This window comes from Burkholderia sp. BCC1638 (genome assembly GCF_902833195.1).
Taxonomy (GTDB): Bacteria; Pseudomonadota; Gammaproteobacteria; order Burkholderiales; family Burkholderiaceae; genus Burkholderia; species Burkholderia diffusa.
Window position 1 is genome coordinate 42,765 of record NZ_CADFEC010000006.1, and the last position, 19,804, is coordinate 62,568.

The following is a 19,804-nucleotide window of genomic DNA, read 5'->3' on the forward strand; positions in this document are numbered from 1 at the left end:
TGTCTAATTTACTTTAATTAAAATCAATCTGATTGGTCAGAAAATGTGGTTTTGTCAAAGGAGGTTTGGGGCTCTTGGACTTCTTTTCCTGTGGGTCGCAAGAAAAAATGAAGCGCTCACACGCGAGATAGAACAGCGTCCCTGAACACTGGCGCCCGGCGCGCATTGTTGCGGCACGGGCACCGGCCACCCTTGAATGTCCGTTGTAGAACACACTCATCGTCCGCTCAGGGTCGACAAGCGACACCCATGTAAATCCACTAAGAACCTTCCTTTTGCACTGCGCACGCGCCCGGAGGCTGACCGCTTGCAACCGCCCCCGCCGATCGCTTTCGAACGGACTACTCCGCGACCCGCAACGCTGATCCTGCTATGCGCGTTCTCGGTGCTGCCGTTGAGCCTGTTCCTGCCGTCACTGCCCGCGATTGCGCTTGACCTGCGCGCCGACTACGCACTCGTCGCACTGTCTCTCGGCGGCTACGCAGCAGTCGCCGCTTCGCTCGAGTTCGTGATGGGGCCGCTGTCGGACCGATTCGGGCGGCGGCCGATCATGCTGACGAGCCTCGGCGTCTTCACGCTCGGGTCGCTGGGCTGCGCGATGGCGACCGACATCCGTGCGTTCCTCGCGTGCCGGTTGATGCAGGCGGCGATCACGTCGGTCTATCCGGTGTCGATGGCGACGCTGCGCGATACCGCCGGCGGCGCGCGCGCGGCGAGCCGGATCGGCTATGCCGCGATGGCGGCCGCGTTCGCGCCGATGATCGGACCGACGCTCGGCGGCGTGCTCGATCAGACGGTCGGCTGGCGCGCGAGCTTCTGGCTGCTCGGTGCGGGCGGTATCGTGCTGCTCGGCTGGTGCGCGTTCGATCTCGCGGAGACGCATACGATGCGCGCCGCGACGCTTGCCCAGCAGCTTCGCGCATATCCCGCGCTGCTCCGGGCGTGCCGCTTCTGGGCCTATGCGCTTTGCATGGCGTTTTCGACCGGCGCGTTCTACGCGTTCCTGGCCGGCGCGCCGCTCGCCGCGCAGGCCGTGTTCCGCATCCCGCCGGCGGAAATCGGCCTCTACATGGGGGCGATCACGGCCGGCTTCGTGTGTGGCAGTTTTCTGGCAGCGCGTCACGCGCATCGCTATCCGCTCGCCACGACGATTCTGTGTGGGCGCATGGTCGCGTGCATGGGACCGGCGATCGGGATCGCGCTGTTTTTCGGAGGGGCGACGCACGCGATCGCATGGTTCGGGCCGTGCGTGTTGATCGGCATCGGCAACGGGCTGTCGAATCCGGGCGCGCATGCGGGTGCCATGTCGGTGCGGCCGGAACTGGCCGGTAGCGCATCGGGGCTGGCCGGGGCGATGACGATCGCGGGCGGGGCGGCGCTATCGTCGCTGACGGGCGCTGTGCTGACCGTCGGCAACGCCGGTCATGCGCCGCTGGTCATGATGCTGCTGTCCGCGGCGATCGCGCTGGCGGCCGCGGTGTGCATACGAATCTTCGAAGTACGCGAACGGGGCGCGTGATCGATGTGACACGAACGGCATGCCGATCCGGCACGACGCAATCGCCACCCGGATCGGCAAGGAGCGACACGACGCGACGGCCGTCGGACGAACGCCACGTCACATGCCCCCGTACGCTGCGTTACGGCTTCGCCCCCATCACGAACTCGAACGTCGCGACGCCGTCGACGCCACCCGTCACGCGGTCGCCCGGCTGCAGCGCGCCGACGCCGGCCGGCGTGCCGGTGAAGATCAGGTCGCCGGCCTTCAGTTCGACCGAGCGCGACACGTACGCGATCACGTCCGGCACGGCCCAGATCATGTCGGCGAGATCGCCTTGCTGGCGCGTTTCGCCGTTGACCGCGAGCCAAATCCGGCCGCTGGCCGGATGGCCGGTCGCGGTCGCCGCGCGCAGCGCGGTCACGGGGCCGGACGCATCGAAGCCCTTCGCCCAGTCCCACGGCCGGCTCAGCTTCTTTGCCTCGGCCTGCAGGTCGCGGCGCGTGAGGTCGACGCCGACGCCGTAACCCCACACATGCGACAGCGCTTCGGCCGGGTCGATCGACCGGCCGTCCTTGCCGATCGCGACGACCAGCTCGATTTCGTGATGGAGGTCGCCGGTCAGCGGCGGATACGGGACGGTGCCGGCGGCCGGGACGATCGCGTCGGCCGGTTTCGTGAAGAAGAACGGCGGTTCGCGATCGGGATCGGCGCCCATTTCGCGCGCGTGGTCGGCGTAGTTGCGGCCGACACAGAACACGCGGCGCACCGGAAAGCGCGCGGACGACTGTTCGACTTCGACGGAAGGACGCTCGGAAGCGTCGATGACGTATGCGGACATCGGATGGCCTCGTTCGATGGAAAGACGGATGCCGTCGCCCGCGCAATCCACCACGGGCCGGCATGCATGGAACGATACCCGACGCATGCGCGCCCGGATGCGACGCAACTGCGCTTTAACCGGACAAATCTACGCGTCGCCGGCCACTGGCGCGTCGTCGGCGGCCGGCAGCGCGGCGTTCGCGTCGCGGTACGCCTTCGGCGACACGCCGACCCGCGCGCGGAAGCGCCGCGCGAAATACCCTTCGTCACGGAAACCGACGGAACGCGCGATGTCGGCGATGCGCCGGCTCGTATGCGCGAGCAGCGATTGCGCGAGCGCGATCCGGCGCTCGGTCACGAGATCGGTGAAGGTGCTGCCGGTTTCCTTGCGCACCAGGTGCGCGAGGTAGTTCGGCGACAGGAAGGCGGCCTCGGCGGTGGCCGCGAGCGTCAGGTCCTCGCGGGTCAGGTTCGCGCGCACGTGGCGCAGCACGCGCGCGAGCGCGTCGCGCCGGCCCGCGCGCTGGGCGCCGCGCTGCGCGAGCTTGTCGAGCGCCCCCGCGTACTGCGTGCAGACGAGTCCGATCAGCTGCAGCAAGTAGCCGCGCAGCAACGTGGTCGAGCCGAAGGTGCGCACGCGGTCGGCATCGAGCATGCACAGCGCGAGGCGGCGCGCCTCGTCGAAGGCGTCGCCGGTCAGGATGAAGTCGAGATGTTCCTGGAAGCGGAACGGCGTCAGCTCGGGAAAGCGGTGCGCGGGCACGTCCTCGAGATCGAGCGGATCGACGTCGAGATCGGCGCGCAGGAACGCCTGGCTGAAGTTGATCACGATGAAGTGCGCACCTTCCGGATGCGGAATCAGGTGCTCGCGGTGCGGCAGCACGAACGCGAGCGCGCCGCGCGGAAACGGCCGCGTGACGCCGCCGATCCGCTGTTCGGTGTCGCCGCCGAGGTTGAACTGGATCTGGAAATACGCGTGCCGATGCGGCTCGGTGATCGCCTGGCGCGACGCCTGGTCGCGGATGTAGAAATCGAGCCGGTCGCTGCGTTCGGGCATCCCGTACAGGCGCGGCGGGGCGGTGGAGGGCATGAAGGATTCTGCTGTTCGTGACGCGGTTGAGCGGCGATGGTACAGCGAACCGGGCGCGGCCGGAATCCGCGGGCGCGATCCGCACCGGCCGGCCGGGCGGCGCGCACCCGCCCGGCGACGAGCCAATCAGGCGGCCGGATGAAAGCCCAGGTAGCGGCAGCGCGCGCCGGCCTCGTCGGATGCGGCAAGCCGGCTGGATGCGCCGACCGAGCGGAGCGTGTCGGCCGTCGCGCTGCGATTCGTGAGCAGCGTCCATGCCGTCGGGGCAGCCTCGGCGGCGGCCGTCGCGCGCGCATCGTCGAGCACGCGCAGCGCGGCCAGCAGCAGGTCGGCGGGCGGCGCATGAATCGCGAAGCCTTCGTTCGCGACGGCTGCCGTATCGATGCCGAGCGCTGCGCACAGGCGCGCGCGCAGCGGCGCCTCGGCCGCGCTTGCTTCCCGCGCGCGCACGATGTTCTCGCGCGTGAGCGCGTCGACGATCGTGCCGCCGCGGGTGAGCGGCGCGTGCTGCCACGCATCGGACGGGCACTGCTTGCCGTCCGGCACCAGCGGCACGAACGGATTGACCTCGGCCGGGTAGATCCGGCACACCAGCGGCCGTTCTTCGTAGATGCCGCAGCGCAAATCGTCGAGCAGGTTCGGGCATGGCCCGGCATGGGACGCGGTGAGCAGGGTCGTGACGCGTACCGGCAGCGTACCGCTGAGCGCGGGCGACGAACGGGCGCGCTTGTACGCGGCGAACGCGTCGTCGGCGGCCGGTTCGACGGGCCAGGGCATGGCGTCGCACAACAGTTCCACGTGGCCGCCGCGCCGCAGCCAGGCAGTGGCCTCGGCGACGGTCAGCGGAATGCGCAGGTCGTGGCAGCAACGGCCGCAGCCGGTGCATGAAAAATCGATGTCGTTCTGATTCATTTCGGTAGGAAGCGGGGCACGGCCGGCTTGTGTCAGCCGGCGATCAGCGGCGCGATGCGCCGGCGCAGTTCGGGCACGATCTCGGCGTCGAACCACGGATGATGTTTGAACCACGCCTGATTGCGCGGCGACGGATGCGGCAGCGGCAGCACGCCGGGGCCGTAGTCGCGCCACGCGTGCACGGTGTCGGTCAGCGTCGCCTTGCGTGTGTCGCGCAGGAAATGCCGCTGCGCGTACTGGCCGACCAGCAGCGTCAGCCGGATCGACGGCAATCCGGCGAGCAGCCGGTCGAGCCACAGTCGCGCGCATTCGGGGCGCGGCGGGTTGTCGCCGCTCGCACCGCGGCCCGGGTAGCAGAAGCCCATCGGCACGATCGCGAAGCGTGTCTCGTCGTAGAACGTGTCGGGGTCGACGCCGAGCCAGTCACGCAGCCGCTTGCCGCTCGCATCGTCCCACGGGATGCCGCTCGCGTGGACGCGGGCGCCGGGCGCCTGCCCGACGATCAGGATGCGGGCGTCGCGATGGGCGCGCACGACGGGGCGCGGGCCGAGCGGGAGGTCGGCTTCGCAGGCGCGGCACGCGCGGATTTCGGTGAGCAGCACGTCGAGCGGCGTGCGCGTTCGTTTCGGCATCGATTCTGAACGGGGACGGAGTGGCGGCACGAACGCGGGTGTCCATGCGGCGCGGCGGACCGGCGCATCGCGTCAGGCGTTCCGCAGGGCACGGCATGGCGCTGCGCGGTGGCTCCGGCAGCCCGTGTCGGGATCACCTGTCCGCCGCATCGCCCTCGGCGACCGCAGCATCATACAACGCCGTCTGCGCGATTGCCGCAGCGATCGCCGCGTCGTCGTGCGTGCCGTCGAGCATGCCCCAGCGCCGGTATTGCAGCAGGAACCAGCGGCCTTCCTGCGGATCCGGCCGGTTCACGGCGCCGCCGTCGTGGAAGCGGATCGGCAGCGGCGGCTGCGCGAACGGCCCCGCGCCGTAGTCGCCGAGCAGGCGCGGCGCGATCAGCCGGGCCGGCACGCCGAGCGCGTCGGGAGACGCGAGCCAGTCGGCCGCGTCGCGCCGGTGCGCGGGGTTGTCGAGCCACGCGCACGCATCGACGAGCGTGCGGATCAGCGCACGCGCGGTGGCCGGATACAGCGCGACGAAATCGCGCCGGGCCGCGAGCACTTTCTCCGGATGATCGGGCCAGATCTCGCTGGTGACGGCGACGGTCCGGCCCGCGCCGCAGGCTTCGGCCACGGCGTGCCACGGCTCGCCCGCGCAGAAGCCGTCGAGCTCGCCGCTCGCGAGCGCCGCGACCATCTCGGGCGGCGGGATCACGACGCTGCGCACGTCGCGCAGCGGATCGACGCCGTGCGACGCGAGCCAGTGGTTCAGCCACATCGCATGGGTACCGGTCGGGAAGGTCTGCGCGAGCAGCGGCTTGCGGCCGAGCGTCGCGAGCGCCGCGCGGACGTCGCCGCTTGCGCGGTACGCGTCGGCGAGGCCGCGGGCGAACGTGATCGCCTGGCCGTTGCGGTTCAGCACCATCAATGCGGCCATGTCGGCCTGCGGGCCGCCGATGCCGACCTGCAGCCCGCACACGAGCCCGTACAGCGCGTGGGCGGCGTCGAGTTCGCCGGTCAGCAGCTTGTCGCGCACGGCGGCCCAGGAGGGCTGGCGGCACAGCTCCAGCGTCAGGCCGTGGCGCGCGCCGAGATTCAGGTGCTGCGCGACGATCAGCGGGGCGGCGTCGCTGAGCGCGACGAACCCGAGACGAAGATGCGCGCGTTCCGGCGCGGCGGGAGGCGAAGGTTTCATGGCATTCATGACGGGTGGGTCGCATCGAGCAGTTGGCGCGCGACGTCGACGATGCGCTGGCCCTGATCCATCGCACGCTTGCGCAGCAACGCATACGCATCGTGCTCGGACAGCCTGCGCTGATCCATCAGCAGGCGCTTCGCGCGATCGATCAGCTTGCGTTCGGCGAGCTCGCGCTCGACGTCGGCGAGCCGGCGGCGCAATGCATCGTCGTGCGAGAAGCGCGCGAGCGCGACTTCGAGGATCGGCGCGAGGCGCTCGGCCGACAAGCCTTCGACGAGATACGCGCTGACGCCGGCGCCGACCGCCGCGTGAATCAGCGCCTGGTCGGCATCGTGGCTGAACATCAGCACGGGGCGCGGTGCGGTCGCGTGCATCACGGCGAGTTGCTCGAGCGTGTCGCGCGACGGCGAATCGGTATCGATGATCACGACGTCGGGACGCTGCTCCTCGACGGCGGCGGGCAGGCGCGCGGGCGTCGCGACGTCGTTGAGCATCTCGTAGCCGAGGCGCGCGAGCGCGTCGCCGAGTTCGCCGATCGGCTTGTCGGTGTCGGTGACGAGCAGCACGCGCAGGCGTGCGGGCGGGACGGACGAACTCATGACGCGAACGAGGACGGACGAGCGTCGGTGCAACGGTTGAACGGCGGTTGCGGGGTGCGGACGGAAGCCGATGTGCTCGGAACCTCGCGCATGCATCCCCGGCGGCCGCCGCGGACGCGGCCGCGGTGAGCGGAACGGGTATGCGGACGGTGCCGCGTGACATGACCCATGCTACGCCGCTCGAGACAGGATTGCCTCGCCGGCGGCATCGGTGCAGTGCACGGCGGCTTCGCTGATCGCCGCGCCGACGAGCATCACGGCCGGGCTGCCGAGTCCGGCTGCCGCGACGCCGCGCGCGAGGCCGCCGAGCGTGCCGGTCCAGCGGCGCTCGTGCGACGTGCCGGCCCATTGCACGGCGGCGGCCGGCGTCGACGCGGGCAAGGCGGCGAGCAGGCCCGCCGCGATGCTGTCGACGCGGCTCATGCCCATGTAGATCGCGAGCGTGGTGCCGGTCGCCGCGAGCGTCGCCCAGTCGGGTTCGCCGTGGTCCTGGCGGTGTGCGGTGACGAACGTGACGCCCTGGCAGTGCTCGCGGTGCGTGAGCGAGACGCCGAGGCTCGCGGCGGCCGCGAAGCCTGACGAGATGCCGTTGACGATGTCCACCGGAATCCCGGCGGCGCGCAGCGTCGCGAGTTCCTCGCCGGCGCGGCCGAACAGCAGCGCGTCGCCGCCCTTGACGCGCACGACGTGCGCGCCGCGCAGCGCATGGCGGCGCATCAGTTTCTCGATGAATGCCTGCGGCGTGGAGCGGCAGCCGCCGCGCTTGCCGACGCGGATCACGCGCGCGTGCGGCGCGAGTTCGACGATGCCGGGCGCGACGAGATCGTCGAGTAGCAGCACGTCGGCGGCCGCCAGCGCTTTCACGGCCTTCAGCGTGAGGAGATCGGGATCGCCGGGGCCGGCGCCCAGCAGCGTGACTTTTCCAGTCGTCATGTCGTGTTCCATTGCCGCGTGCGTGCGAGCGGCTGTCGATAACGCGTTGTTGCTTGCGGCGGCGGCGGGCGGTCGAAGCGACCATGGCATCCGGCCGTGCCGCGCACGGGGGGACGTCGTTGTCCTGATCTGCTGCGCCCGCCTGCGATGGCGGGCCGACTTGCGGGGACTGCCCACCGGCGCCGTTGCCGGTGTGTGGACGGAATTCAGCAATATCCGGGCCAACCTGAGCGAGCGTGGCGACATGCGCGGCGCGACGCCCCGCGCGACGGAGGCCGGCACACATGCGGCCGCGGGGACGCGGCGCACGCGATGCCGCATCGGCGTGCATCGCGCCCCGTCATCGCGCACCGCGATGTCGCACGGCGACAGTGCTGCAGCGCACCACATCTGTGCCTGGCTGCATCGCGACGCATCGCGCGCCGCGCACCGCCGCCACGCGTCCGGCGGCCCGCACGCCTTGTGCGACGGGGCCGCCGGTGCGATTCGGGCCGACATGGCATGGCGTTTGCGTAAGCTCGTCCGGGCGGATCAACGGCGATTCGTCCGCAGTACCGATTACCGACGCGCCCGGAAACGGGCTTCATGGGCAACGGCGTCCTACACATCGGGTCTCGACGAGACCGGGTGTGCAGGACGCCGTTTTTCGTTTGGCGGATGACATGACCGACAAAGCTACCCGTATCGATCTCTTCAGCTTCCGCACCGCGCCGATGCGCGCGTTCCACATGACGTGGATGGCGTTCTTCGTATGCTTCTTCGCGTGGTTCGCGTGTGCGCCGCTGATGCCGCTGATTGCGCGCGAATTTCACCTCACCGCGGCACAGGTCGCGAACATCAACATCGCCGCGGTGGCCGCGACGATCGCCGTGCGGCTGCTGGTCGGCCCGCTGTGCGACCGCTTCGGCCCGCGCCGCGTGTATGTCGGGCTGCTCGTGCTCGGCGCGATTCCCGTGTTCGCGGTGTCGTTCTCGCACGACTACCTGACGTTCCTGATCTGCCGGCTCGGCATCGGCGCGATCGGCGCGGGCTTCGTGATCACGCAGTACCACACGTCGGTGATGTTCGCGCCGAACGTGGTCGGCACCGCGAACGCGACGACGGCCGGCTGGGGCAACGCCGGCGCGGGCGCGACGCAGGCAATGATGCCGCTGCTCGTCGCCGCCGGCCTGATGCTCGGCTTCGGCGACGACGCGTCGTGGCGCGTCGCGCTCGTCGTGCCGGGCGTCGCGATGCTCGCGATGGCCTGGGCGTACTGGCGCTTCACGCAGGATTGCCCGCAAGGCGATTTCGTCGCGCTGCGCAAGCAGGGCGTGACGGTCGACAGCGGCAAGAAGGGCGGCTGGGCGAGCTTCTTCGCCGCATGCGGCAACTATCGCGTGTGGATGCTGTTCGTCACGTACGGCGCGTGCTTCGGCGTCGAGGTGTTCATCCACAACATCGCGGCGCTGTACTACGTCGATCACTTCAAGCTGTCGCTGAAGGACGCCGGCTTCGCGGTCGGGATGTTCGGGCTGCTCGCGCTGTTCGCCCGCGCGCTCGGCGGCTGGCTGTCGGACAAGATCGCCGCGCGCCGCAGCCTCGACGTGCGCGCGGCGCTGCTGTGCGCGCTGATCGTCGGCGAAGGGCTCGGGCTGATCTGGTTCTCGCATGCGCAAGGCATCGGCATGGCGCTCGTCGCGATGCTGACCTTCGGCCTTTTCACGCACATGGCCTGCGGCGCGACCTATGCGCTCGTGCCGTTCATCGACCGCAAGGCGCTCGGCGGCGTCGCGGGGATCGTCGGCGCGGGCGGCAACGTCGGCGCGGTGGCCGCGGCGTTCCTGCTGAAGGGCGTCGGCGACGTGCAGCACACGCTGAGCCTGCTCGGGCTCGCCGTCACCGCGACCGCATTGTGCGCGATGGCCGTGCGCTTCAGCGAAGAACACAAGGCACGCGAGGCCGAGCTGCGCGATCGCGCGCTGGCCGCTGCCAGCGTCGCGAACTGATCGAACGAAGGACACGTCATCATGAAACTCATCGTCATCGGCCACGGGATGGTCGGCCACAAGCTCCTCGAATGCGTCGCCGCGCAAGCCGGCGCGGCGGGCACGCTGCAAGTCACGGTGCTCGGCGAGGAGCCGCGCCCGGCGTACGACCGCGTGCACCTGTCGGAATTCTTCGCGGGCAAATCGGCGGACGATCTGTCGCTCGTGGAACCCGGCTTCTTCGAGCGTCATCCGCAGTTCGACCTGCGCCTGAACGCCCGGGTCGCGTCGATCGACCGTGCCGCGCACACGGTCACGCTCGCGTCCGGCGAAACGCTCGCGTACGACAAGCTGGTGCTCGCGACGGGCTCGCGTCCGTTCGTGCCGCCAGTGCCGGGCCGCGATCGCGCCGGTTGCTTCGTGTACCGAACGATCGAGGATCTCGAAGCGATGCAGGCGTGCGGCACGCACGCGAAGCGCGGCGTGGTGATCGGCGGCGGGCTGCTCGGCCTCGAATGCGCGAAGGCGTTGCGCGACATGGGGCTCGACACGCACGTCGTCGAATTCGCGCCGCGGCTGATGGCGGTGCAGGTCGACGACGGCGGCGGCCGGATGCTGCGTGCGAAGATCGAGGCGCTCGGCGTGACCGTGCATACGGGCAAGAACACGCTCGAGATCGTCGACGGCGACGAAGGCACGCACCGGATGGCGTTCGCCGACGGTTCGCATCTCGACGCCGACATGATCGTGTTCTCGGCCGGCATCCGTGCACGCGACGAACTGGCGCGTGCGTGCGGTCTGGAAATCGGCCCGCGCGGCGGCGTCGCGATCGACGACGCGTGCCGCACGAGCGATGCCGACATCTACGCGATCGGCGAATGCGCGGCATGGAACGGGATGGTGTACGGGCTCGTCGCACCGGGCTACGACATGGCGCGCGTGGTCGCGAAGCAGCTCGGCGGCGACCGGGAAGAAGCGGCCGAAGCCGCGTTCGCCGGTGCCGACATGAGCACCAAGCTGAAGCTGATGGGCGTCGACGTCGCGAGCATCGGCGACGCGCACGGCGCGACGGCCGGAAGCCGCACCTACCAGTACGCGGACGAACGCCGCCAGGTCTACAAGAAACTGGTGGTGTCGGACTGCGGCAAGTTCCTGCACGGCGCGGTGATGGTCGGCGATGCGGCCGAATACGGCACGCTGCTGCAGATGATGCTGAATCGCATCGAGTTGCCCGAGTCGCCGGAATTCCTGATCCTGCCGTCGTCGGACGGCGCGGCGAAGCCGGCGATCGGCGTCGACGCGCTGCCGGAAGGCGCGCAAATCTGCTCGTGCAACAACGTGTCGAAGTCGCAGATCTGCGCGGCGGTGGCGGATGGCGCGACGAGCCTCGGCGCACTGAAGTCGTGCACGGGCGCGGGCACGTCATGCGGCGGCTGCGTGCCGCTCGTCACGCAGATCATGAAGGCCGAGATGAAGAAGCAGGGTCTCGCGGTCAACAACCATCTGTGCGAGCACTTCCCGCATTCGCGCCAGGAATTGTTCCACCTGATCCGCGTCGAGCGCATCACGACGTTCGACGAATTGCTCGCGAAGCACGGCCACGGGCTCGGCTGCGACGTGTGCAAGCCGGCCGTGGCGGGCATCCTCGCGTCGTGCTTCAACGAGTTCGTGCTGAAAAAGGAGCATGCGGGGCTGCAGGATTCGAACGACTACTACCTCGCCAACATCCAGCGCGACGGCACGTACTCGGTCGTGCCGCGCATGCCGGGCGGCGAGGTGACGCCGGAAGGGCTGATCGCGGTCGGCCAGGTCGCGAAGAAGTACGGGCTCTACACGAAGATCACGGGCGGCCAGCGCGTCGACCTGTTCGGCGCGCGCGTCGAACAGCTGCCGTCGATCTGGGAAGAGCTGATCGCGGCCGGCTTCGAATCGGGGCATGCGTACGGCAAGTCGGTACGCACCGTGAAGTCGTGCGTCGGTTCGACGTGGTGCCGGTACGGCGTCGACGATTCGGTCGGCCTCGCGATCGACATCGAGAACCGCTACAAGGGTTTGCGCGCACCGCACAAGATCAAGTTCGGCGTGTCGGGATGCACGCGCGAATGCGCGGAAGCGCAGGGCAAGGACATCGGCATCATCGCGACCGAGAAGGGCTGGAACCTGTACGTGTGCGGCAACGGCGGGATGAAGCCGCGTCATGCGGAACTGCTCGCGTCCGATCTCGACCGCGCCACGCTGATCCGCTACATCGACCGCTTCCTGATGTTCTACGTGCGCACCGCCGACCGGCTGCAGCGCACCAGCGTGTGGCGCGACAACCTCGAAGGCGGGCTCGACTACCTGACCGACGTCGTCGTGCACGACAAGCTCGGGATCGCGGCCGAACTCGAGGCCGACATGCAGCACGTGGTCGACACCTACGAATGCGAGTGGAAGAAGGCCGTCACCGATCCGGAAACGCGCAAGCGATTCCGCCATTTCGTGAACAGCGACGCGCCGGACGCGACCATCGCGTTCGTCGAAACGCGCGGCCAGATCCGTCCCGCCACGCCCGACGAGCGCGCGGGCGGCAAGCCCGTTGCGATTCCCGTCGTCGCCGAACCAGCAACCGTCTGACGGTGACCGACAGCAGCGTCTTTTTCAAGGAGTCCATCATGAACGATCGTCTTCCCCTGTCCTGGACCCGCGTGTGCCCGCTCGACGACATCGTGCCGAACACCGGCGTGTGCGCGCTCGTCAACGGCGAGCAGGTCGCGGTGTTTCATGTCGCGCATGCCGAGGAAGGCGGCGTGTTCGCGATCGACAACGTCGATCCGGTGTCGCGGGCGGCCGTGATGTCGCGCGGCCTGATCGGCAGCCTCGGCGAGCGCGTGGTCGTCGCGTCGCCGCTGTACAAGCAGCATTTCGACCTGCGGACCGGCGAATGCCTTGAATCCCCCGAGAAATCGGTGAACGCGTATCCGTCGCGGGTCGAGGACGGTTTCGTGTGGATCGCCGCCTGAGCGCCGACGGAGCACGCATGACCGCCACCCCCGTCAAGAGCGTGTGCCCGTACTGCGGCGTCGGCTGCGGAATGGTGCTGCACGTCGAGGATGACGAAGTCGTCAAGGTGTCCGGCGACTCCGATCATCCGACCAACTTCGGGCGGCTGTGCACGAAGGGCTCGTCGGCGCACGTCGCGTTGCGCCGTTCCGGGCGGCTCGACCGCGCGTTCGTGCGGCGCGCGCGCGAGGACGACCTCGTGCCGCTGCCGGCCCGCGATGCGATCGTCGAGACCGCGCGGCGGCTGCGCGCGGTGCTCGACGCGCACGGGCCCGATGCGTTGTCGTTCTACGTGTCGGGGCAGATGTCGATCGAGGCGCAATACCTCGTGAACAAGCTCGCGAAGGGCTTCGTCGGCACCAACAACATCGAGTCGAATTCGCGCCTGTGCATGGCGAGCGCGAGCACGGGCTACAAGCAGTCGCTCGGTGCGGACGGCCCGCCCGGGTCGTACCAGGATTTCGATCGCGCGAACCTGTTCTTCGTGATCGGCGCGAACATGGCCGACTGCCACCCGATCCTGTTCCTGCGCATGATGGATCGCGTGAAGGCCGGCGCGAAGCTTATCGTCGTCGATCCGCGCCGCACCGGCACCGCCGACAAGGCCGACCTGTTCCTGCAGATCCGGCCCGGCACCGATCTGGCGCTGACCAACGGGTTGTTGCATCTGCTGCACGCGAGCGGCCGCACCGATGCCGCGTTCATCGATACGTACACCGAAGGCTGGGACGCGATGCCCGCGTTCCTCGCCGACTACACGCCCGAGCGCGTCGCGGCAATCACCGGTCTCGCGGAAGCCGACATCCGTACGGCCGCGCAATGGATCGGCGACGCACAGGAATGGATGAGCTGCTGGACGATGGGGCTCAACCAGAGCACGCATGGCGTGTGGAACACCAACGCCATCTGCAATCTGCATCTCGCGACCGGCGCGATCTGCCGCCCGGGCAGTGGGCCGTTCTCGCTGACCGGCCAGCCGAACGCGATGGGCGGGCGCGAGATGGGCTACATGGGTCCCGGCCTGCCGGGCCAGCGCTCGGTGCTGTCCGACGACGACCGGCGCTTCGTCGAAAACCTGTGGCGCGTGCCGGCCGGCACGCTGCGCAAGGACGCCGGCCGCGGCACGGTCGACCTGTTCGAGCAAATGGCTGCAGGCGACATCAAGGCGTGCTGGATCGTCTGCACGAATCCGGTCGCGACCGTGCCGAACCGGCAGAACGTGATCGCGGGGCTGCAAGCCGCGGAGCTCGTGATCGCGCAGGACGCGTTCCTCGACACCGAGACCAACCGCTACGCGGACATCCTGCTGCCTGGCGCGCTGTGGGCCGAGGGCGACGGCGTGATGGTCAACTCTGAGCGCAACATGACGCTGATGCGCGCCGCGATCGCGCCGCCCGGCGACGCGCTGCCGGACTGGCGCATCGTCGCGGAAGTGGCGCGCGCGATGGGCTTCGGCGATGCGTTCGACTATGCGTCGGCGGCCGACGTGTTCGACGAGATTGTGCGGTTTTCGAATCCGGCGACCGGCTACGACCTGCGCGGCGCGAGCCACGCGGCGCTGCGCGACGGCCCCGTGCAATGGCCGGTCGCGCCGGGTACTGCGCGCGAGCGGCACCCGATCCGCTACCTGAACGACGGCGTGAGCCAGACGCTGCGCTCGGCGGCCGACGGGCACGACGCGCCGCGTATTGCGTTTCCGACGGCGTCGGGCAAGGCGCGCTTCCTCGCGCGGCCGCACGTCGCGCCGGCCGAACTGCCCGACGACACGTTCCCGCTCGTGCTGAACACCGGCCGGCTGCAGCATCAGTGGCACACGATGACGAAGACGGGCAAGGTCGCGATGCTGAACAAGCTCAATCCGCGCCCGTTCGTCGAGCTGCATCCGGACGATGCGAGCGCGCTCGGCATTGCGACGAAGGACAGCGTCGAGATTCGCTCGGCGCGCGGCCGTGCGGTGCTGCCGGCCGTCGTGACCGAGCGCGTGCGGCGCGGCAACTGCTTCGCGCCGATGCACTGGAACGACGTGTACGGTGACGATCTGTGCATCAATGCGGTGACGAACGACGCGATCGACCCGGAATCTCAGCAGCCCGAACTGAAATATTGCGCGGTCGCGCTGACGCGCGTCGACACGGACGCGTTCGCGTCCGCCGACGACGACACGGCGCGACCCGATGCCTCCGCTGCCGACACGCGGCCCGCGCCCGCGCCGGCGCAGATCACGGCTTCACAGGAATCCGACATGGCAGACCTCGACACTTTCGCGGCGGCGCTCGGCGTGGCCGATCTCGCGCCGCCGCCGCTCTCCGATACGGAGCGCCTGTACGTGGCCGGCCTCGTCAGCGGGCTGAAAGCGAGCGCCGGGCGGCGCGAAGGCGGCGTGCCGGTGCTGCCGGCCGGCGCGCCGCTCGCGCCGCCGGTGCGGTTCTGGCTCGAGGGCATGCTCGCGGGGCTGTTCAGCCGCTCGGTGCCTGCCCACGCATCGGACGGTGCCGCGCCTGCGCTGCCGTCGGAGGCCGCCGCGCCGGGCGGCGTACGGATCGTGCGCACGCGTCCGAAGGTCGTGCTGCTGTGGGCGTCGCAGACGGGCAACATCGAGTCGCTGACAGAGGACTACGCGACGCAGCTGATGAATGCCGGGTTCGAGATCCGCACCGCGTGCATGTCCGACTATCCGGTGGCGTCGCTGGCCGGCGCGCAATACGTGCTGCTGATGACGAGCACGTTCGGAGACGGCGACGCGCCCGACAACGGCAGCGAGTTCTGGGATGCGCTGCAGGCCGGCAGCGCCGCGCGTCTCGACGGCGTGCTCTTCGCGGTGCTCGCATTCGGCGATCGCAACTACGACCAGTTCTGCGGGCACGGCCGCCGGCTCGACGCGCGGCTCGCGGAACTCGGCGCGGCGCGCCTGTGTGCGCGCGTCGATTGCGACGTCGAGTTCCAGCGCGATGCGGACCAGTGGCTCGAACGCGTGGTTGCCCGGATCAAGGAAGCGGATGCCGCGCTGCACGCGGTGCCGTCCGCCGGAGTGAGCGCGTCGGGGCTGCTGCCGACCAAGGCGCATCCGGCGCCGTCGAAGCTCGTCGCGAACCTGCGTCTCAACCGGCCGGGCGCCGCGAAGGACACGCGCTACGTGTCGCTGTCGACCGAAGGCGCGAACCTAGAATACGAAGCCGGCGACGCGCTCGGCGTGTGGCCGACCAACTGCCCGGAGCTGGTCGACGAGCTGCTGTCCGTCACCGCGCTGAAGGCCGATGCGCCCGTGTCGGTCGCGGGCATCGGCGACGTGCGGCTCGGCGATGCGCTCGCGCGCCACTTCGACATCACTCGTCCGCATCCCGACACGCTTGCGTTCATCGCGTCGCGCAGCGCGAACGGCGCGCTGAAGGCGCTGCTCGGCGACGATCGCAAGGCCGACCTGAAGCAATGGTTGTGGGGGCAACAACTCGCGGACGTGCTGCACGAGTTCCCGGTAGATTTGTCGGGTCCGGAGCTGGTCGGGATGCTTAAGCGACTCCAGCCGAGGCTGTATTCGATCGCGTCGAGCCCGAGCGCGCACCAGGGCGAGATTCACCTGACCGTGTCGGCCGTGCGTTATCACAACGGCCGGCGCGCGCGCAAAGGCGTCGCGTCGACGTTCCTCGCCGATCGCGCGGACGACGGCCGCGTGCCCGTGTTCGTGCAGAAGTCCGCGCATTTCCGGCCGCCGGTGAACGGCGACGTGCCCGTCGTGATGGTGGGGCCCGGCACCGGCGTCGCCCCGTTCCGCGGCTTCCTGCACGAGCGGCAGGCGCGCGGCGCGCGCGGCCGCAACTGGCTGTTCTTCGGCGAGCAGCATGCGCAGACCGACTTCTACTACGGCGACGAACTGAGCGCGATGCGCGACAGCGGTTTCCTCACGCGGCTCGATCTCGCGTTCTCGCGTGACCAGGCCGACAAGATCTACGTGCAGGACCGCATGCGCGAGCAGGGCGCCGAGCTGTACAAGTGGCTGGAGGAGGGCGCGCACTTCTACGTGTGCGGCGACGCCGCACGCATGGCCAAGGACGTCGATACCGCGCTGAAGGCGGTCGTTGCCGAGCACGGCGGGATGTCGGACGAAGCCGCGAACGACTACGTCGCGCGGCTTTCGAAGGCGCGGCGCTACATGCGGGACGTGTATTGAGCGCAGGCGGCGCGAGTTGACGCGGCCGTGCGGGCTTGCCGGCCCGACACGGCGGCCGGCAAGCCGAAACCGCCGGCGGTTCGGGCTGCCGGCATGGCCGTCGAGGGCGGAGGGGGCGTGACTCGCGTGCCGCTGCCGGCCTGCGTTACTGCTGCCGGTCCCACGCGCGCGCCTGCTCGGCGCGCACGAATGCTTCCGACGACTGCGGCAGCAGGTTGCGGAACGCGCCGCCGTCGCTTTCGATCACGTCGACCATCTTCGCGATCATTTCCTCCGGGTCGTGCTGCTCGAGCGGGAAGGTCAGCCGCTCGGGCGTCACGGTGTGGACGGCCGGATCGCGCCAGCGCCGCGGCGTCTCCATCATCCGGTCGTTGAAGCCGGTGCTGTACGGGCCCGGGTTCACGACCGCGACGCGGATGCCGTGCGGCGCCAGCTCCGCGTGCATCGCCTCGGCGACCGATTCGACCGCGTGCTTCGATGCGCAGTAGGCGCCCGTGAACGGCCCCGTGATCAGCCCCGCGATCGACGACACGAACACGATCTTGCCGTGCCCGCGCGCGAGCATGCCGCGCGCGATCTGCTGCGTGAGTTCGAGCGGCCCGAACACGTTGACGTCGAACAGCTCGCGCACGATCTCGACCGGCAGGTCGATCAGCGCGCCGGCTTCGCCGACGCCGGCGTTGTTCACGAGCACGTCGATGTCGAGTTCGGCCGCGCGAGCGCGATCGTAGGCCGACGTGACGTCGAGTTTCACCGCGCGCAACGCGGTGCCGCGCTGCGCGGCGGCGTCGGTCAGTGCGTCGATCTCGGCGGTCGTGCGGACGCCGGCCGTGACCGCGTGACCGTGTTGCGCGAGCCGCAGCGCGACTTCGCGGCCGAAGCCGGTGCCCGCGCCGGTGATGAGGATGCGTTTCTGTGCCATGTGCTTACCTCGAGGTGGGAAAGGTTGCGTGAAAGCGATCGCGGCAGTGCCGGGCGATCGCGTCGTCCTGCTCGACGCTGCCGCCCGATACGCCGATCGCGCCGACGCAGCGCCCGCTGCCGTCGACGAGCGGTTCGCCGCCGCCGAACGTGACGAGCCCGCCGTGGCTGTGCTCGATCCCGCGCAGCGGGCCGTCGCCGGACATCGCGCCGAGCGCGGCGGTCGATGCGCGGAAGCGGATCGCCGTCAGCGCCTTGCGCTGGGCAAGGTCGATCGCGCCGAGAAAGCAGTCATCGGTGCGCACGAACGCGAGCAGGTTCGCGCCGGCGTCGACGATCGCGATCGACACGCCGGCGACCTGCAGCGACGCGGCCTGCGCGAGCGCGGATTCGATCGTCTGCCGGACGACGGCGAGCGGCAGTGCGGGGCTGTGCGGATCCATTCGATGCTCCTGTGAGGGACGGCCGGGCCAGTGTAGGCAGTTCCGGTATATGGGTGAATCCGTATTCCGCTCGAAGGAGTTTCAAGTTTTTTTAATGATGAGCAGACGCGATCCAATGGCCGGGCTGCACGTTTTCATGAGTGTCGCGACGGCCGGCAACTTCACGCGCGCCGCCGCCGCGCTGGGCCTGACGCCCGCCGCCGTCAGTCTCGCGGTCGGGCAGCTCGAGGGCGAGCTGAACGTGAAACTGTTCAATCGCAGCACGCGCGGCGTGAGCCTGACGGAGGCTGGCCAGCACTACCTGCAGCAGACGGAGCCCGCATACCGGCAGGTCATGCAGGCGCGCGACGCGCTGAAGGGGGTGCGCAGCGAGCCCGGCGGGCTGTTGCGCGTCACCGCGCTGCCGTTGGCGCGCACACGCGTGATTGCCCCGGTTCTTGCCGCGTTCCGCGCGCGCTATCCGAAGGTCCGGCTCGAAATTCGCTACGAGAACGAACTGGTCGATATCGCGAAGGACGGCTTCGACGCGGGGATTCGTCTTGCCGACCGGCTCCAGCCCGGCATGATCGGCGTGCGCATCGCGCCAGCGCTCACCTGCGCGCTGGTTGCATCGCCCGGCTATCTGGCGCGGCACGGCACGCCCGCGTCGATCGCCGATCTGGAACGGCATGCGTGCATCCGTTTCCGGTTTTCGGAGAGCGGGCGCCTGCACAAGTGGCTGCTGCACGACGGCCGCCGCGACGTCGATCTCGATCCGGAAGGCGTGTTCGTGACGAACGATGCGGATGCGGTGATCGATGCCGCGCGCGAGGGCGTCGGCATCGCGTTCGCGTTCATGCGCGAGCGCATCGACGCGGACCTGCGCGACGGCACGCTCGTCGAGGTGCTGCCGGGCGCGTGCCGGACGCTGCCGCCGATGTGGCTCTATTACGTGAATCGCAAGCACGTGCCGGCCAAGCTGCGCGCGTTCATCGACGTGCTGCGCGAACGGGCCGGCACCGACTAGCGCGCACGCTGCAGCGACGCGCGGGACGGCGCATGATGACGGCGTCATCCATGCAGCCACGGAGTCGCGTCATGACGGCACGCCGGAATCACCCGCTTCGAACCCTTGCGATCGTCGCATCGCTGGCCGCGGCCGCACTCTGCGGCGCGCCAGCCGCCGGGCAGACGTCGACGGTACCGGCCGGCACGGCCGCCGCGACGCCCGACAACGCGGTGCTCTTGACGGTCTTCCTGAAGCACGACCAGTCGCGCCCGCTCGCCGAGCTGAACGCGCAGCTCGCGAAACAGGGGTTCTACAAGGCGTTTCCGCCGCCGGGCGTCGAGGTGGTGAGCTGGACGGTGACGATGGGAATCGGGCAGATCGTCGTGCTGCGGTTGCCGGCGTCGCGCGTGCGGGAGGTCAATCGCGTGCTCGAGGACACGGCCTGGGGCGCGTACCGGACGGAGTTCTATCCGACCTACGACTACAAGGCGATCGGGCTCGCGGCGCACGAGCGGGCGAAGTGACGAAGGGCGCGGCGCGGCGATCCGTCCCTATTCGCTGAAACCCGCGCCCGGTCGCGGTTTTGCCCTCGCTCGCCCGGCCGGGCCGGAG

At 69.7% G+C, this 19,804-nt stretch carries 17 protein-coding genes; 7 read left to right on the forward strand and 10 right to left on the reverse strand.

The features are described from left to right. Positions 1 to 13: 13 nt before the first annotated feature. Complete coding sequence (locus HWX22_RS08840; RefSeq protein WP_175915412.1) at positions 14 to 220, reverse strand: hypothetical protein; 207 nt, start codon at positions 218 to 220, stop codon at positions 14 to 16. An 87-nt stretch (positions 221 to 307) separates the two neighbouring features. On the opposite strand from HWX22_RS08840, the gene HWX22_RS08845 reads away from it, so the two are divergent. After that, complete coding sequence (locus HWX22_RS08845; protein ID WP_244135202.1) at positions 308 to 1,519, forward strand: MFS transporter; 1,212 nt, start codon at positions 308 to 310, stop codon at positions 1,517 to 1,519. A gap of 121 nt (positions 1,520 to 1,640) precedes the next feature. Here the strand turns inward: HWX22_RS08845 and HWX22_RS08850 are convergent, their stop codons facing one another. The 7 genes from HWX22_RS08850 to cobA all read right to left on the reverse strand — a co-directional run bounded on the left by HWX22_RS08850 (position 1,641) and on the right by cobA (position 7,666). Continuing rightward, the gene (locus HWX22_RS08850) at positions 1,641 to 2,339 is read right to left on the reverse strand and encodes a fumarylacetoacetate hydrolase family protein (RefSeq protein ID WP_059537530.1); all 699 of its coding nucleotides are present in this window, start codon (positions 2,337 to 2,339) and stop codon (positions 1,641 to 1,643) included. A 129-nt stretch (positions 2,340 to 2,468) separates the two neighbouring features. Continuing rightward, on the reverse strand, positions 2,469 to 3,410 hold the full coding sequence (locus tag HWX22_RS08855) for a helix-turn-helix transcriptional regulator (RefSeq protein WP_059537533.1): 942 nt from the start codon (positions 3,408 to 3,410) through the stop codon (positions 2,469 to 2,471). Positions 3,411 to 3,536: 126 nt separating this feature from the next. Continuing rightward, positions 3,537 to 4,322: a YkgJ family cysteine cluster protein gene (locus HWX22_RS08860; RefSeq protein WP_175910103.1), complete on the reverse strand. Its 786-nt coding sequence runs from the start codon at positions 4,320 to 4,322 to the stop codon at positions 3,537 to 3,539. A 32-nt stretch (positions 4,323 to 4,354) separates the two neighbouring features. Continuing rightward, positions 4,355 to 4,954 (reverse strand): uracil-DNA glycosylase family protein, encoded by a 600-nt coding sequence (locus HWX22_RS08865; RefSeq protein WP_059697735.1) that lies wholly within the window; start codon positions 4,952 to 4,954, stop codon positions 4,355 to 4,357. A 133-nt stretch (positions 4,955 to 5,087) separates the two neighbouring features. Continuing rightward, the gene (locus HWX22_RS08870) at positions 5,088 to 6,131 is read right to left on the reverse strand and encodes a CmpA/NrtA family ABC transporter substrate-binding protein (protein ID WP_059819675.1); all 1,044 of its coding nucleotides are present in this window, start codon (positions 6,129 to 6,131) and stop codon (positions 5,088 to 5,090) included. Between the two features lie 5 nt (positions 6,132 to 6,136). Continuing rightward, positions 6,137 to 6,733 (reverse strand): ANTAR domain-containing protein, encoded by a 597-nt coding sequence (locus tag HWX22_RS08875; RefSeq protein WP_059537542.1) that lies wholly within the window; start codon positions 6,731 to 6,733, stop codon positions 6,137 to 6,139. A 171-nt stretch (positions 6,734 to 6,904) separates the two neighbouring features. Continuing rightward, positions 6,905 to 7,666 (reverse strand): uroporphyrinogen-III C-methyltransferase, encoded by a 762-nt coding sequence (gene cobA / locus HWX22_RS08880; protein ID WP_175915430.1) that lies wholly within the window; start codon positions 7,664 to 7,666, stop codon positions 6,905 to 6,907. 662 nt (positions 7,667 to 8,328) lie between these two features. Here cobA and HWX22_RS08885 point away from each other — a divergent pair. Genes HWX22_RS08885 through HWX22_RS08900 form a run of 4 tightly spaced genes read left to right on the forward strand, consistent with a single transcriptional unit; the run spans position 8,329 to position 16,840 of the window. Next, a complete protein-coding gene (locus HWX22_RS08885) occupies positions 8,329 to 9,654 on the forward strand; it encodes an MFS transporter (RefSeq protein WP_175915431.1) in 1,326 nt (441 codons plus the stop codon). Between the two features lie 21 nt (positions 9,655 to 9,675). Further along, entirely contained in the window at positions 9,676 to 12,249 is a 2,574-nt protein-coding gene (nirB, locus tag HWX22_RS08890) for a nitrite reductase large subunit NirB (protein ID WP_175915432.1), read from the forward strand. Positions 12,250 to 12,287: 38 nt separating this feature from the next. After that, positions 12,288 to 12,635 carry a nitrite reductase small subunit NirD gene (gene nirD / locus HWX22_RS08895; RefSeq protein ID WP_175915433.1) on the forward strand — a complete coding sequence of 116 codons (348 nt, stop codon included), beginning with the start codon at positions 12,288 to 12,290 and terminating at the stop codon, positions 12,633 to 12,635. 17 nt (positions 12,636 to 12,652) lie between these two features. After that, a complete protein-coding gene (locus tag HWX22_RS08900) occupies positions 12,653 to 16,840 on the forward strand; it encodes a bifunctional nitrate reductase/sulfite reductase flavoprotein subunit alpha (protein ID WP_175915434.1) in 4,188 nt (1,395 codons plus the stop codon). A gap of 145 nt (positions 16,841 to 16,985) precedes the next feature. Here the strand turns inward: HWX22_RS08900 and HWX22_RS08905 are convergent, their stop codons facing one another. Together HWX22_RS08905 and HWX22_RS08910 are read right to left on the reverse strand one after the other, a co-directional pair. After that, complete coding sequence (locus tag HWX22_RS08905; RefSeq protein WP_175915435.1) at positions 16,986 to 17,762, reverse strand: SDR family oxidoreductase; 777 nt, start codon at positions 17,760 to 17,762, stop codon at positions 16,986 to 16,988. Between the two features lie 4 nt (positions 17,763 to 17,766). Further along, positions 17,767 to 18,204, reverse strand: coding sequence for a heme-binding protein (locus HWX22_RS08910; protein WP_175915436.1), 438 nt, complete (start codon positions 18,202 to 18,204; stop codon positions 17,767 to 17,769). A gap of 97 nt (positions 18,205 to 18,301) precedes the next feature. Between HWX22_RS08910 and HWX22_RS08915 the strand changes: the two genes are divergently transcribed. Both HWX22_RS08915 and HWX22_RS08920 read left to right on the forward strand, forming a co-directional pair. After that, on the forward strand, positions 18,302 to 19,210 hold the full coding sequence (locus HWX22_RS08915) for a LysR family transcriptional regulator (RefSeq protein WP_175915559.1): 909 nt from the start codon (positions 18,302 to 18,304) through the stop codon (positions 19,208 to 19,210). Between the two features lie 71 nt (positions 19,211 to 19,281). Next, positions 19,282 to 19,716, forward strand: coding sequence for a hypothetical protein (locus HWX22_RS08920; RefSeq protein ID WP_175915437.1), 435 nt, complete (start codon positions 19,282 to 19,284; stop codon positions 19,714 to 19,716). Positions 19,717 to 19,804 lie beyond the last annotated feature (88 nt).